Origin of the sequence: Pseudomonas versuta (genome assembly GCF_001294575.1) — a bacterium.
Taxonomy (GTDB): domain Bacteria; phylum Pseudomonadota; class Gammaproteobacteria; order Pseudomonadales; family Pseudomonadaceae; genus Aquipseudomonas; species Aquipseudomonas versuta.
Window position 1 is genome coordinate 1,568,290 of record NZ_CP012676.1, and the last position, 13,898, is coordinate 1,582,187.

Below are 13,898 nucleotides of genomic sequence, written 5' to 3' on the forward strand. Positions count from 1 at the left end.
CGAAGGAAGCATTTGTTATGCCAGTGATTAACCGCTGGTTATTCAGGCAGATATTTATCGCTGACATAGCCTGAATAGTCCGGCAATACGCTTTCGATCTTGCCTTGCTCCTTCAGGAACAGGGCCGTCTGGGCGATGTCTTTGGCGGTGCCACCGCCCAGCAGTTGCGGGGATTTTTGCTCTGCGGTTGAAGGAAAGTGCGCGCCATGGAGCAGTTCCGGGATGTCGGCGGCATTGGCACCGGTCAGTGCGGCGATTTTCCGTACCTGATCCGAATCTGCAGTCCAGGCGGCCTGGTTAGCGTTGTAGTCGGCAATGGCATCCAGGCTGACTTTGGCGAACTTCTCCACGATTTCCGGGTGCTTTTCGGCAAAGTCCTTGCGCGCTACCCATACTTCAAAGGTGGGTGCGCCCCATTCGCTGACCTGGCCCGCGTCGGTCAGTATTTTCCCGGTTTTGCGGATCTCCCCCAGTGCAGGTGACCAGGTGAAGGCGCCGTCAATATCGCCGCGTTTCCAGGCTGCGGTAATTTGCGCCGGGCTGAGGTTAACCACTTTCACCTGTTGCGGGCTCAGGCCCCAGTGTTTCAACGCCCCCAGCAGGCTGTAGTGGGAGGTGGAGACAAACGGCGTGGCAATGGTTTTGCCGATCAGGTCTTCGGGCTCCTTGATCCCGCTGCCATCGCGCACTACCAGGGCTTCTGAACCTTTGATTTGTGCAGTGACGATAAAGGTCACCAGCGGCACGTTGCGTGAGGCGCCAGCGGCCAGCGGGCTTGAGCCCAGATTACCGATTTGCAGGTCGCCGGAGGCCAGCGCGGCAACCACGGCTGGGCCCGAGTCGAAGCGTCGCCAGTCGATTTTCTGGCCAATGGCCTTGTCGTAGCGGCCTTCAGCCTGGGCCAGTTTGGTCGGGTCGATACCGGTGATATAGCCGATGGTCAGGTCGGCGGCTTGAGCGCCGAGGCTCAGGCCTGCGAGTGACAGGGCAACGAAAAGGGTGCGCAGGGACATGGGCCGGACCTTGTTGTAATGGACTGAAAGTGAGGTTCAAGTAAAGCGCCGGCGGTCCGGTGGGCTGAATCTAAGTGCTTTAAATAAAAGGGGAAAATACCGTTTTGGAACTAGCTTAGAGCGTTGGCTCACACGGCCTGAAGGCCTGTGGCTGAGCCGGGTGGAACACCGCTGGTTGAAAACCGGCTACAACTGAGTGTGAGGCGTTCGTCACAAAAAACAGCAGGGCCGAGGGGAGCTACCCAGGCCGTTGCCTTAAAGGAATAACGCATGGTTTTTACCCTTCCACGTATGGCGCTCGCCGGCCTGACACTGTTGTGCACGGTTCAGGCCCTGGCCATCGAGTCGCTAATGGCAGCTGACGCCGATCCGCTGCATGAAAATGCCTTGATCGAACGGGGTCTGTATGTGGCCCGGCTTGGCGACTGCATTGCCTGTCATACCGCCAAAGGCGGGGCTGTGCTGGCGGGCGGGCTGGAACTGAAAACCCCGATGGGCACGATTTACTCCAGCAACATCACCCCTGATCGCGGGACCGGGATTGGCCAGTACAGCTTCGACGAATTTGACCTTGTCATGCGTCAAGGCATGACCCCTGCCGGCAAGAGTCTTTACCCGGTCATGCCGTATCCGTCCTACGCAAAGATGAGCCAGGACGATATGCGTGCCCTGTACGCCTATCTGATGCGGGGTGTGACTGCTGTCAGGCAGGCGAACCTGGAGGCCGACATGCGTTTTCCGTTCAATCAGCGTTGGGGGCTGGCGCTGTGGAACCTGATGTTTGTCGATAGCCAGCCGTTCGTACCCGATCCCCAACGCAGCGTGCAGTTGAACCGCGGGGCCTATCTGGTACAGGGGCTGGGGCATTGTGGTTCGTGTCATACCCCGCGCGGGGCAGCTTTTCAGGAGAAGGCCATGAGCGATGCCGGCAGCAGCGGCAAATACTATCTGGCCGGGCAAACCGTTGAGGACTGGCGCGCCCTCAGCCTGCGCAACGTGTGGACCGTTGAAGACACCGTGCAATGGCTTAAAACCGGGAAAAACCGCTTTGCCACGGTATCGGGCAACATGGCCGAGGTGATTCATCCAAGTACCCGGCATTTCATTGACGCAGACCTCACGGCGATCGCCAGTTACCTGAAGTCACTGCCTGCGGGCAAGGACGACGTGCCAATGCGCGGCACGGTCGTTTCCGGCGCTCGATGAACGGCAGCCGTTGCCTGTGCCGCTACTGAGCCCAGTGATTTCCTGTAGGAGCGAGCTTGCTCGCGATCTGTTTAAAAGCTCGCGAGCAAGCTCGCTCCTACAGAGATCCGGGCGTACCGGTTCGAGAGATCATTCAGGCATGAACTCGATCACACATGCGGGTTTGGATGGGGCTTGACCTGCGGGCTGGCATATTGCGGTTTGAGCACACCCTGATTGTCGAGCAGCCAGGCGTCCATCACTTTGCGCACTACCGGGCCTGCTACACGGCCACCGGCCTCGCCGTTTTCGATCATTACCGAGATCACAATCTGCGGGTCTTCGGCCGGGGCGAAGCCGACAAACAAGGCGTTGTCGCGATTGCGTTCCGCAGTTTTCAGTCGGTTGTAGCGCTCGCCTTGCTTGATCGCCACCACTTGCGCGGTACCGCTTTTACCGGCAATCCGGTATTGCGCACCCTGGGCGGCCGCCCGGGCAATACCGCGCGGGTCGTGCATGACCAGCTGCATCGCATGGTTGACCTGGTCCCAGCCCCTGGGGTCATGCAGCACGATATTGGCGATCGGGTGCTCATCAACAGGCGGCGTACCGTCGATGGTTTTGGCCAGGTGCGGGCGGTTCCACACGCCTTTGTTGGCAATCAGCGCGGTGGCTTGTGCCAGTTGCAGGGGGGTGACCTGCATGTAGCCCTGGCCAATGCCCAGAATCACCGTTTCGCCGGGGAACCAGGCCTGGCGGCGGGTGCTGCGTTTCCATTCGCGGGACGGCATCAGGCCCGAGGATTCTTCAAACATGTCCAGTGAGACTTTCTGCCCCAGCCCGAACATCGCCATGTAGTCGTGCATGCGGTCGATGCCCAGTTTGGACGCCAGGTCATAAAAATAGGTGTCGTTGGAGCGCATGATCGCCGCGTTCAAATCCACCCAGCCGTCACCGCTGTGGTTCCAATTACGGTATTTGTGATCGACGTTGGGCAGCTGGAAATAACCGGGGTCGAATACCCGGGTAGAGGCCGAGATCACGCCACTGTCCAGACCTGCGATCGCGACTTCAGGTTTGATGGTCGAGCCCGGGGCATACAGGCCGCGCAAGGCACGATTGAACAGCGGCTTGTCGACTGAATCGCGCAACCCCGAGTAATCCTTTGAGCTGATGCCGGTGACGAAGAGGTTGGGGTCGAAGCTGGGTCTGCTGACCATCGCCAGCACTTCCCCGGTTTTCGGGTCCAGGGCGATGATTGAGCCGCGGCGGTCACCCAAGGCTTCCTCGGCGGCTTCCTGAAGTTTGATGTCCAGGCTCAGCACAATGTTTTTGCCGGCCACCGCATCGGTGTGGCGCAGCACCCGCATCACCCGGCCCTGAGCATTGGTCTCGACTTCTTCAAAGCCGACCTTGCCGTGCAGTTCAGGCTCGTAGAAGCGCTCGATGCCGGTTTTACCGATAGATTGCGTGCCGCGGTACTGGGTGGGATCGAGCTGTTTGGCTTCTTTCTCGTTGATTCGACCGACGTAGCCCACCGAGTGGGCAAAATGGTCGCCCTGGGGATAATGGCGCACGAACTGGGCTTCGACATCGATGCCCGGCAGGCGGAACTGATTGACCGCCAGCAGGGCGATCTGTTCTTCGCTCAATTCATACAGCAGGGTCGAAGGGTCGAACGGGTGGCGAGCCTGCTTCATTGATTTGGCGAAGACCGCGCGGTCTTCTTCCGGCAAATGCAGGATGCTCATGACCGAGTCCAGCACTTTGGCGGTATCGCCGGCACGTTCGCGGGTGATGGTCATGTTGAAGCTGGGCTGGTTGTCGGCCAGCAGCACGCCGTTGCGGTCGTAGATAAAGCCGCGTTCCGGGGGGATTGGCAGCACGTGCACCCGGTTGTTCTCGGACACCGTCGAGTTGTAGTCAAATTCGGTGACTTGCAAAAAGTACATTCGCCCAATCAGGGTGCAACTGACCGTCAGCACCAGCAGGGCGCAGGCGATCAGGCGTTTATTGACCAGACGCTTCTCGGTTTCGTGATCTTTAAGAGGGATCGGCTCGGGCATTTCTGGGGCGTCTCACGTCAGTAAACACAAAGCAGCGGCCAGCGGGTCGTTAGCTGGCTACGAAAGTCGGCGCACACCTTACCAAGAAGCCGGGTGTCGAGTCGGTTTATTGGTCGACTGGCATGCGAAAACCGACAGGCTGCTCGGGGAAGCAGGTGCTGTAAACTGGCTTCCTTTTGCATGGAATCTGCATTGATGCTGCCCTTGATTGACTGGCACCCCCGAGCCACGTTGCAGCCTGTGGACTTTGACTGGCTGCAGCGGGCCGGGGTCGAGGTGGCGGTGCTGCGTCTGGACCGGATTGATCCGCTGATCAGCGGCAACAAGTGGTTCAAACTCACCGGGTATCTGCAGGCGGCGCACTCTGCAGGGGCCCAAGGCCTGATCAGTCTGGGCGGTGCCCACTCCAACCATCTGCATGCCCTGGCGGCGGCAGGCAAGCGCTTTGGTTTCGCGACGGTGGGCCTGTTGCGCGGGCATCCCCAGCAAACCCCGACCACCCTCGATCTTGAGCGCTTTGGCATGCAGTTGCACTGGCTAGGGTTTGCCGGGTACCGGGCGCGGCATGCCCCGGGTTTCTGGGAGCCCTGGCAGGCGCAGTATCCGCTGCTGCATAAAGTGCCCGAAGGCGGCGGGGGACTGGCAGGTGCAGCGGGCTGCATGCCACTGGTGACGCAGGTGCGCGAGCAGTTAAATGCCCTGGGTTGGGACGATTATGACGGCTGGTGGCTGGCTGCCGGCACGGGCACTACGCTGGCCGGGCTGGTACTGGGCGAAGACCCGCAGCGAACGGTTTTTGGCGCACTGGCGGTGCCGGATGACCATGGAGTGGCACCGCAGGTAGAGCAGATTTTGTGGGCGGCCGGCCGGGTGCAGCGCAGTTTTGAACTGATAGATGCCAGTCGCGGTGGTTTTGCCAAAGTCGATGAGGGGTTGCTGAACTTTATCCGCGACAGCGAAGCGGCCAGCGACTTGCCGCTGGAGCCGTTGTACACCGGCAAGGCGTTGATGGCGCTCAAGCAGGCAGTGGAGGCGGGGCGTTTTACCCCAGGTCAGCGACTGGTGTTTGTGCACACCGGCGGCTTGCAAGGCCGCCGGGGGTTTGAAGCCCTGCAGTAGGAGCGCACACGTCTGGTGCCGGACCATTACTGTAGGAGCGAGCTCTTCAATGACGAAGAGCTCGCGAGGCAAGCTCGCTCCTACAGTTCACAGTTCACAGTTCACAGCTGGTTTAGCCGCGGCGGGGCAGCATGCGCAACAGGGTGTTGTCCTTGATCAGGTAGTGGTGCGCCAGGCCCGCCAAGGCGTGCAAACCTATCAGCCAGTAACCGATGGTGCCGCCCAGTTCATGCCACTCCTTGATTTGCTTGGCGAAGTCCACGTCTTTGGCGGTCAGCGGTGGCAGGTCGAAACCATAGAAAAACACCGATTTGCCGTTGTTGCTCAAAATCAGATAACCCAGCACCGGCATCGCGATCATGAACAGGTACAGCGCCCAGTGCATCAGGGTGGCGAGGGCTGTTTGCCAGGCCGGCGGCGTCGGGGTGATTTTCGGTGCAACCCCCAGGGTTCGGGCCAGCAACCGCAGCCACACCAGCACAAATACCGTGAGGCCGAGCATGAAGTGCGCGTCTTTCATCAGATTGCGGCCATCGCTGTCTTTGGGGAATATCCCGCGAAACTCGATGGCGGCATAAATCAGTACAAACAACAGCACCATGAGCCAGTGCAGGGCGATGGACATTCGACTGTAGTGATCGGCGGTGCTTTTCCAGGACATGGTGTTTCCTCACAGTTCAGGTCTTAAACCTCCGTTCTAGTTCGACGGAGTGGCTTTACTTTAAACGGGTTGTGCCAGCTTGCACTTGTGATGTGTCAGTTTTCCGGGGTTCCCGGCACATTTGGCCAAAGATCGGCCACCAGAAACAGCCGTTCGGCTTCTTCCCAGTCGCCCCGGGCGTTTTCTGTCAGGCGTACCATCAGTTGGGCAGGGGCTTGCGGGTGCAGTTCTTCAAGCCAGACCTGCAGCTGTTGCGCGCTCCATAACCTTTGCGGGTCATAGTGCGCCGGGGCAAGCCAGGCATGCCGGGGCAACGGTTGCCAGCAACCGGGTGCGCTTTGCCGGATAAAAGCAGGCCAGTCACTTTGATGCAGCCATCTGCCGCGCAAGTGCTGCGGGTTGGCGCCGGCCGGTGATTGCGACAGACCGGGCCATGGATAGAGCAGGTAACCGCCCAGCCACATGTGGGCGCTGAAGGTCTGTACGTCCAGCCCGGCGAGAATCTCGCGGCTTTCAGGGCGCTGCGACATGGGCAGCTGGTGCTGGCTGAAATGCTTGAGCTTGCGGTCCAGCCGGTCATTGCTGCCGGGGCCCAGCCACTGCGCAGGGTCTCTGCCATCACCTTGCTGCGGGCCCAGGTAGAGCTTGATCGCCAGCTCCAGGTGATGCACGCCCTCGCGATCACGCAGCACCATGTCCAGTTCGCCCAGGGTGTGCCCGCCCAGGCGGATCGGCAGGTTGGCGGCGATCAGTTCGACCCCGGGTGCATGCTCCACGGCAAACTGCCAGAGCCGTTCGTAATAACGGCCCAGGCGCCGGGTGGTAGCCAGGGCCAGCCACTGCTGCAAGGGTTCGCTGTTGCTGTCCAGTGCCCGCAGCCAGTGTTCCAGTTGTTCAGGGGCCTGGACCCAGTCACTGCCGGCAAGGGGATGACGCTGCGGCCAGGGTGTCTGTTCGAGCATGGGCGGGGCGAGAATCACCCACGCCAGATCACGCACCTCGGGGTGACGCAATTGGCGGGGCAGGTTGAGCAAGTCGGGGAAGAGGATCATTGTGCGAGCATAGCTGTTTGCACACTGACTGAAAGGGTTTTGTCTATCGTCCCGTTTCGCCCATAATCGCTGTTTTCGCACGCCTAGAACCTTGCAGGAGCCTCATGGAGCAATTTCGTAATATCGGCATCATTGGTCGTTTGGGCAGTTCACAGGTGCTCGATACGGTTCGCCGACTGAAAAAATTCCTGCTTGAGCGGCACATGCATGTGATCCTCGAAGACACCATTGGCGAGGTTTTACCTGGCCATGGCCTGCAAACCTCTTCGCGCAAGATGCTCGGTGAAGTCTGCGACATGGTGATTGTGGTCGGTGGCGATGGCAGTTTGCTGGGCGCGGCCCGGGCCCTGGCGCGGCACAATGTACCGGTGCTAGGGATCAACCGTGGCAGCCTGGGCTTCCTGACCGACATCCGTCCCGACGAGTTGGAAGTCAAGGTCGCCGAAGTGCTCGATGGCCACTATCTGGTGGAAAACCGTTTTCTGCTGCAGGCCGAAGTACGCCGCCACGGCGAAGCCATTGGCCAGGGCGATGCCCTGAACGACGTGGTGCTGCACCCCGGCAAGTCAACGCGCATGATCGAGTTCGAACTGCATATCGACGGTCAGTTCGTGTGCAGCCAGAAGGCCGACGGCCTGATTGTGGCCACTCCCACCGGCTCGACCGCTTACGCCATGTCGGCCGGCGGCCCGATCATGCATCCCAAGCTGGACGCCATCGTCATTGTGCCGATGTACCCGCACACCCTCAGCAGCCGCCCGATCGTGGTGGATGGCAACAGCGAACTGAAAATCGTGGTGGCCAAGGACATGCAGATCTACCCGCAAGTGTCTTGCGACGGTCAGAACCATTTCACCTGCGCGCCGGGTGACACCATTACCGTCAGTAAAAAAGCGCAGAAGCTGCGCCTGATCCATCCGCTGGACCACAACTACTACGAAGTGTGCAGGACCAAACTCGGCTGGGGCAGCCGTTTGGGCGGCAGGGCTGACTGATGCTAGATCCTGCGCGCAGTTACGATTTGATCGGTGACGTGCATGGCTGTGCTCATACCCTTGAGCACCTGCTGGAGCGTCTGGGCTATCGCAAACTCGCCGGTATCTGGCGACACCCGCAACGGATGGCGGTGTTTCTCGGTGACATCATTGACCGCGGCCCGCGCATTCGCGAGTCGCTGCATATTGTGTATGACATGGTCCGGGCCGGTCAGGCGCTGTGCCTGATGGGCAACCATGAATTCAACGCGCTGGGCTGGTGCACCCCGGCTCCTGCGGGCAGTGGCAAGCAGCATGTGCGTGAGCACACCCCGCGCCATGCCCGGTTGATCCACGAAACCCTCGAACAGTTTGCCCCGTATCCAGACGAATGGCGCGAGTTCGTGCAGTGGTTTTACGACATGCCGCTGTTTGTCGACGCCGGGCGCTTTCGGGTGGTGCATGCCTGTTGGGATGCGCAGGTAATCGCAACCTTGCGCGCACAATATCCCGATGGCTGCATTGACGAGCACTTCCTGCAGGCCGCAGCCATACCTGAAAGCTTCGCCAACATGAGCTTCAACCGATTGCTGCGCGGTACCGACATGCGTTTGCCGGACGGCATGACGCTGACGGGCGGCGATGGCCTGACGCGGGCGTTCTTTCGCACCAAATTCTGGGAAGACGACCCCAAGACCTACGGCGATATTGTGTTTCAACCTGACGCACTGCCCGAGGGCGTGGCGCAAAAGCCGCTGTCCAGCACTGAAAAGGGAACGTTGTTGCGTTACCCCGGCCATGAACCGCTGTTGTTTGTCGGTCATTACTGGCGCAGTGGCAAACCCGCTCCTATCCGCCCCAACCTGGCCTGCCTGGATTACAGCGCGGTGCTGTACGGCAAGCTGGTGGCTTATCGCCTTGACCAGGAAACCCGACTCGATCCGAACAAGTTCGTGTGGGTAGATGTAGAACGCCCGGAGGCGATTCAATGAGTGCTGTTGCTGTTTTACGTTTGCCGCTGTCCACCGACCTCAGCGGTTTTGTTCATTTGCTCAAACGCATGCAGGTGCCCCACCGGGTCAGCGAAGAGGCGGGCGAGCTGGTGCTGTGGGCGCCCGAAACCATTGCCGATGATGTGCGCAGCCTGTATCAGCGCTTTCCGGCGGGTGACCCCGAGCATGAACTGCCCATTGTCGAGCGCCCGCCCGCCATGGCCCGCCCGGGGTTCGTCCAGCAAGTACGCGACAGCCCGGCCACGGCCATCGTTCTATTGCTATGCCTGATCGTGGCCGCCGTGACGCAACTGGGGGACAACCTGTCGACCCTGAGCGCGCTGACTTTTGTCGATTTCAGCATTCACGGGCAGTACATTCGGTTCACACCATTGTCGGATAGCCTGGCAGCGGGGCAGTGGTGGAGATTGTTCACGCCGATGCTGATCCACTTCGGTTTCCTGCACATTGCCATGAACGGCATGTGGTACTGGGAGCTGGGACGACGGATTGAAATGCGTCAGGGCAGCATCAACCTGATCGGCCTGAGCCTGTTGTTCAGCCTGGTCTCCAACTTTGCCCAATACCTGTTTGGCGGCCCGAGCCTGTTTGGCGGGTTGTCCGGGGTACTGTACGGCCTGTTGGGGCATATCTGGATTTACCAGTTGATGGCGCCCAACCCGATGTACCACCTGCCGCGCGGAGTGCTGGTAATGATGCTGGTGTGGCTGGCGCTGTGCATGTCCGGGCTGGTGTCGATGATAGGTTTTGGCCAGATCGCCAACGCAGCCCATGTCGGCGGCCTGTTGATCGGCTGCCTGACCGGTTTGCTGGGCGGCCTCTGGGCCCGGCGCAAACCGGCAGCATAAAACACGGCAACCTTGTGGCAGCTGGCTTGCCAGCGAATGCATCACTGCGGTTTATCCGTACATCGGGCTGTCTGCATCGCCGGCAAGCCGGCTCCCACAATTGAATCCTGTTTGTCATATCAAATTTTAGAGCGGAAACAGAACTATGTCCTCCTTCAACGAAATGATTCAAAACATCACCCCCGAGATTTATCAGAGCCTGAAACTGGCCGTTGAAATCGGTAAATGGGCAGACGGCAACAAACTCACTGCCGAGCAGCGCGAGCTGTCGTTGCAGGCGATGATCGCCTGGGAAGTCAACAACCTGCCTGAAGACCAGCGCACCGGCTACATGGGCCCGCAAGAGTGCAGCTCGAAATCGGCACCGGTGCCCAACATCCTGTTCAAGTCGGATGCTATCCATTGATTGAGATTGGTCGCGGTGCAATCAGCAAAATGTCGGCACGCCTGGAGTCGCCGACCGTTCAATATGCGTTTCGTCTGGGCGATACCGAGCTGCCGGTCAATCCATTGATCGGTACCCGGCTGCGTCTGGAATACCTGGGTGAGATCAACTGCACTCACTGTGGACGCAAAACCAAGAAAAGCTTCAGTCAGGGCTACTGCTACCCGTGCATGACCAAGCTGGCGCAATGCGACATGTGCATCATGAGTCCGGAGCGTTGCCATTACGATGCAGGCACCTGCCGTGATCCGTCGTGGGGCGAGCAGTTCTGCATGACCGACCACGTGGTGTATCTGGCTAACTCCTCGGGGATCAAGGTCGGCATCACCCGTGCCACCCAGTTGCCGACCCGCTGGCTCGATCAGGGCGCCAGCCAGGCGCTGCCGATTGTGCGAGTGGCAACCCGTCAGCAATCGGGTTTTGTCGAGGACCTGTTTCGCTCGCAAGTGGGCGACCGTACCAACTGGCGTGCACTGCTCAAGGGCGATGCCGAGCCGGTTGATCTGCTGGCGGTGCGCGATCAACTGTTCGAGAGCTGTGCCGAGGGCATGAAAACTTTGCAGGAGCGTTTCGGGCTGCAAGCGGTCCAAGCCTTGCATAGCGTCGAGCCTGTCGAGATTCGTTACCCGGTTGAGCAGTACCCGAGCAAAATCGTGAGTTTCAACCTGGACAAAGATCCGATCGTTGAAGGCACGCTGATGGGGATCAAGGGGCAGTACCTGATCTTTGACACCGGCGTTATCAATATTCGCAAATACACGGCCTACCAGCTGGCCGTGCATCAGTAAAAGGACTCCAGCATGCGCACCGAACAACCGCAAATGATCTACCTGAAGGACTATCAGGCTCCCGAGTATCTGATCGACGAGACGCACCTGACCTTCGAGTTGTTCGAGGACCACACGCTGGTCCATGCGCAACTGGTGATGCGCCGCAACCCTGCACGTGGCGCGGGCTTCCCGGCACTGGAGCTGGACGGTCAGCAACTGGAGCTGTTGTCGGTCAAACTCGACGACGCCGAGTTGACCGAGGCTGATTACCAGCTCACTGACAGCCACCTGATTTTGCACCCGGCAACCGAACATTTCGTGGTTGATACCAGCGTCAGGATCCACCCCGAATCCAACACTGCGCTGGAAGGCCTGTACAAGTCCGGCACGATGTTCTGCACCCAATGCGAGGCCGAAGGCTTTCGCAAGATCACCTACTACCTCGACCGCCCGGACGTGATGAGCAAGTTCACCACCACCGTAGTGGCCGAGCAGCACAGCTATCCGGTCCTGCTGTCCAACGGCAACCCGATCGCCAGCGGCCCGGACGAAGACGGCCGGCACTGGGCGACCTGGGAAGATCCGTTCATGAAACCGGCCTACCTGTTTGCACTGGTGGCCGGAGATCTGTGGTGCGTTGAAGACAGCTTCACCACCATGACTGACCGTACTGTGGCACTGCGCATCTATGTCGAGCCGGAAAACATCGACAAGTGCCAGCACGCGATGACCAGTCTGAAAAAGTCCATGCTCTGGGACGAAAAAACCTACGGCCGCGAATACGATCTGGATATTTTCATGATCGTTGCCGTCAATGATTTCAACATGGGCGCCATGGAGAACAAGGGCCTCAACATCTTCAACTCCAGCGCCGTGCTGGCCCGTGCCGAAACCGCCACTGACGCCGCTCATCAGCGGGTCGAGGCGATTGTTGCCCACGAATACTTCCACAACTGGTCGGGTAACCGCGTGACGTGTCGCGACTGGTTCCAGCTGTCGCTCAAGGAAGGCTTCACGGTATTCCGTGATTCCGAGTTCTCGGCAGACATGAACTCGCGGGTGGTCAAACGCATTCAGGACGTGGCGTATCTGCGTACCCATCAGTTTGCCGAAGACGCCGGCCCGATGGCCCACGCCGTGCGCCCCGAGAGCTTTATCGAAATCTCCAACTTCTACACCCTGACCGTTTATGAGAAGGGGTCGGAAGTGGTGCGCATGATCCATACCCTGCTCGGCGAAGCGGGCTTTCGCAAAGGCAGCGACCTGTACTTCGAACGCCATGATGGCCAGGCCGTGACCTGCGATGACTTTATCAAGGCCATGGAAGACGCCAACGGCGCCGACCTGAGCCAGTTCAAGCGCTGGTACAGCCAGGCGGGCACTCCACGTCTGGCGGTCACTGAGCACTATGATGCAGCCCAGAAAACCTACAGCCTGAGCTTCGCCCAGAGCTGTCCGGCCACCCCGGACAAGGTCGAGAAACTGCCGTTTGTGATTCCGGTACAGTTGGGTCTGCTGGATGCGCGGGGCGCTGAAATCGCGCTGCAACTCAAGGGTGAGCCGGCGGCTTGCGGCACCAGCCGCGTGCTATGCGTGACTGAGGCTGAGCAAACCTTCACCTTCGTTGGCATCAATGAGCAGCCATTGCCTTCGCTGCTGCGCGAGTTTTCGGCGCCGGTCAAACTGCAATTTCCGTACAGCCGTGACCAGTTGATGTTCCTGATGCAACACGACAGTGATGGTTTCAATCGCTGGGATGCCGGCCAGCAATTGGCCGTGCAGGTGCTCCAGGAGCTGATTGGCCAACATCAGCGTGGCGAAGCACTGGTCATGGACCCGCGTCTGGTCGAAGCACTGCGCACTGTGCTGGGCAATCAGCAACTGGATCAGGCAATGATTGGCGAAATGCTGTCGTTGCCGGGTGAAGCCTATCTCACTGAAATCAGCGAAGTGGCTGACGTAGAAGCTATCCATGCGGCCCGCGAGTTCGCCCGCAAGCAGCTCGCCGATAGCCTGTATGACGGCCTGTGGGCGCGTTATCAGGCCAATCGCGAAGTGTCGAAAGTCACGCCGTATGTGGCCGAAGCCGAGCATTTTGCCCGTCGCGCCCTGCAAAACATCGCACTGTCGTACCTGATGCTCAGCGGTAAGCCGCAAGTGCTGGCGGCAGCGCAGGATCAGTTCGAACACAGCGACAACATGACCGAGCGCCTGACGGCTCTGGCGGTGCTGGTCAACTCGCCGTACGAGGCAGAAAAGGCGGCGGCGCTGGCCAGCTTTGCCGATCAGTTCAAAGACAATCCGCTGGTCATGGACCAATGGTTCAGCGTGCAGGCGGGCAGCGGTTTGCCAGGTGGTCTGCAGCGGGTTCAACAGTTGATGGAACACCCGGCCTTCAACATCAAGAACCCGAACAAGGTACGGGCGCTGGTCGGTGCCTTTGCCGGGCAGAACCTGATCAACTTCCATGCGGCCGATGGTTCGGGTTATCGCTTCCTGGCGGACCTGGTGATTCAGCTCAATGGCTTCAACCCGCAGATTGCTTCCCGGCAACTGGCGCCACTGACTCGCTGGCGCAAATACGACAGCGCCCGTCAGGCGCTGATGAAAGCAGAGCTGGAGCGCATCCGCAGCTCGGGCGAGCTTTCCAGCGACGTGTTTGAAGTGGTCAGCAAAAGCCTGGCCTGAACCGACCTTCTGTTGTAGGAGCGAGCTTGCTCGCGAGCTTTTTAAACAGCTCGCGAGCAAGCTC

General features: G+C 59.7%; 11 protein-coding genes and 1 pseudogene. 8 read left to right on the forward strand and 4 right to left on the reverse strand.

Annotated features, from left to right (window positions below):
* Positions 1 to 38 precede the first annotated feature (38 nt).
* Positions 39 to 1,013 (reverse strand): taurine ABC transporter substrate-binding protein, encoded by a 975-nt coding sequence (gene tauA, locus AOC04_RS07020; RefSeq protein WP_060691863.1) that lies wholly within the window; start codon positions 1,011 to 1,013, stop codon positions 39 to 41.
* A gap of 270 nt (positions 1,014 to 1,283) precedes the next feature.
* Between tauA and AOC04_RS07025 the strand changes: the two are divergent.
* A pseudogene (locus AOC04_RS07025) lies at positions 1,284 to 2,189 on the forward strand (c-type cytochrome); the annotation flags it as partial.
* Positions 2,190 to 2,368: 179 nt separating this feature from the next.
* On the opposite strand, the gene mrdA reads toward AOC04_RS07025, so the two are convergent.
* Positions 2,369 to 4,264, reverse strand: a complete 1,896-nt coding sequence (mrdA, locus tag AOC04_RS07030) for a penicillin-binding protein 2 (RefSeq protein ID WP_060691865.1) — start codon at positions 4,262 to 4,264, stop codon at positions 2,369 to 2,371.
* 195 nt (positions 4,265 to 4,459) lie between these two features.
* On the opposite strand from mrdA, the gene AOC04_RS07035 reads away from it, so the two are divergent.
* Positions 4,460 to 5,383: a 1-aminocyclopropane-1-carboxylate deaminase/D-cysteine desulfhydrase gene (locus tag AOC04_RS07035; protein ID WP_060691867.1), complete on the forward strand. Its 924-nt coding sequence runs from the start codon at positions 4,460 to 4,462 to the stop codon at positions 5,381 to 5,383.
* 112 nt (positions 5,384 to 5,495) lie between these two features.
* On the opposite strand, the gene AOC04_RS07040 is transcribed toward AOC04_RS07035, so the two are convergent.
* Together AOC04_RS07040 and AOC04_RS07045 are read right to left on the reverse strand one after the other, a co-directional pair.
* Positions 5,496 to 6,044: a cytochrome b gene (locus AOC04_RS07040; protein ID WP_060691869.1), complete on the reverse strand. Its 549-nt coding sequence runs from the start codon at positions 6,042 to 6,044 to the stop codon at positions 5,496 to 5,498.
* 95 nt (positions 6,045 to 6,139) lie between these two features.
* Positions 6,140 to 7,096, reverse strand: a complete 957-nt coding sequence (locus AOC04_RS07045; protein ID WP_060691871.1) for a DUF1853 family protein — start codon at positions 7,094 to 7,096, stop codon at positions 6,140 to 6,142.
* 104 nt (positions 7,097 to 7,200) lie between these two features.
* On the opposite strand from AOC04_RS07045, the gene AOC04_RS07050 reads away from it, so the two are divergent.
* The 6 genes from AOC04_RS07050 (at position 7,201) to pepN (ending at position 13,834) form a co-directional block, all read left to right on the forward strand.
* Positions 7,201 to 8,091: an NAD(+) kinase gene (locus AOC04_RS07050; RefSeq protein ID WP_060691873.1), complete on the forward strand. Its 891-nt coding sequence runs from the start codon at positions 7,201 to 7,203 to the stop codon at positions 8,089 to 8,091.
* On the forward strand, positions 8,091 to 9,062 hold the full coding sequence (locus AOC04_RS07055; RefSeq protein WP_060691876.1) for a metallophosphoesterase: 972 nt from the start codon (positions 8,091 to 8,093) through the stop codon (positions 9,060 to 9,062). Before AOC04_RS07050 ends, AOC04_RS07055 begins: the two co-directional genes overlap by 1 nt.
* Complete coding sequence (locus tag AOC04_RS07060) at positions 9,059 to 9,931, forward strand: rhomboid family intramembrane serine protease (protein WP_060691878.1); 873 nt, start codon at positions 9,059 to 9,061, stop codon at positions 9,929 to 9,931. The genes AOC04_RS07055 and AOC04_RS07060 overlap by 4 nt, the downstream gene beginning before the upstream one ends.
* A gap of 145 nt (positions 9,932 to 10,076) precedes the next feature.
* Positions 10,077 to 10,337 (forward strand): YeaC family protein, encoded by a 261-nt coding sequence (locus AOC04_RS07065; protein ID WP_048361615.1) that lies wholly within the window; start codon positions 10,077 to 10,079, stop codon positions 10,335 to 10,337.
* The gene (locus AOC04_RS07070) at positions 10,334 to 11,164 is read left to right on the forward strand and encodes a DUF2797 domain-containing protein (RefSeq protein WP_060691880.1); all 831 of its coding nucleotides are present in this window, start codon (positions 10,334 to 10,336) and stop codon (positions 11,162 to 11,164) included. Before AOC04_RS07065 ends, AOC04_RS07070 begins: the two co-directional genes overlap by 4 nt.
* A 12-nt stretch (positions 11,165 to 11,176) precedes the next feature.
* On the forward strand, positions 11,177 to 13,834 hold the full coding sequence (pepN, locus tag AOC04_RS07075) for an aminopeptidase N (RefSeq protein ID WP_060691882.1): 2,658 nt from the start codon (positions 11,177 to 11,179) through the stop codon (positions 13,832 to 13,834).
* The last annotated feature ends 64 nt before the right edge of the window (positions 13,835 to 13,898 follow it).

What these genes read in the sequence shown, in the direction of transcription:
- AOC04_RS07060 (WP_060691878.1), top strand. Translation starts at nt 9,059, where the DNA reads ATGAGTGCTGTTGCTGTTTTACGTTTGCCGCTGTCCACCGACCTCAGC.
- AOC04_RS07045 (WP_060691871.1), bottom strand. Translation starts at nt 7,096, where the DNA reads ATGATCCTCTTCCCCGACTTGCTCAACCTGCCCCGCCAATTGCGTCAC.
- tauA (WP_060691863.1), bottom strand. Translation starts at nt 1,013, where the DNA reads ATGTCCCTGCGCACCCTTTTCGTTGCCCTGTCACTCGCAGGCCTGAGC.
- AOC04_RS07050 (WP_060691873.1), top strand. Translation starts at nt 7,201, where the DNA reads ATGGAGCAATTTCGTAATATCGGCATCATTGGTCGTTTGGGCAGTTCA.
- AOC04_RS07035 (WP_060691867.1), top strand. Translation starts at nt 4,460, where the DNA reads ATGCTGCCCTTGATTGACTGGCACCCCCGAGCCACGTTGCAGCCTGTG.
- AOC04_RS07065 (WP_048361615.1), top strand. Translation starts at nt 10,077, where the DNA reads ATGTCCTCCTTCAACGAAATGATTCAAAACATCACCCCCGAGATTTAT.
- AOC04_RS07040 (WP_060691869.1), bottom strand. Translation starts at nt 6,044, where the DNA reads ATGTCCTGGAAAAGCACCGCCGATCACTACAGTCGAATGTCCATCGCC.
- pepN (WP_060691882.1), top strand. Translation starts at nt 11,177, where the DNA reads ATGCGCACCGAACAACCGCAAATGATCTACCTGAAGGACTATCAGGCT.
- AOC04_RS07055 (WP_060691876.1), top strand. Translation starts at nt 8,091, where the DNA reads ATGCTAGATCCTGCGCGCAGTTACGATTTGATCGGTGACGTGCATGGC.
- mrdA (WP_060691865.1), bottom strand. Translation starts at nt 4,264, where the DNA reads ATGCCCGAGCCGATCCCTCTTAAAGATCACGAAACCGAGAAGCGTCTG.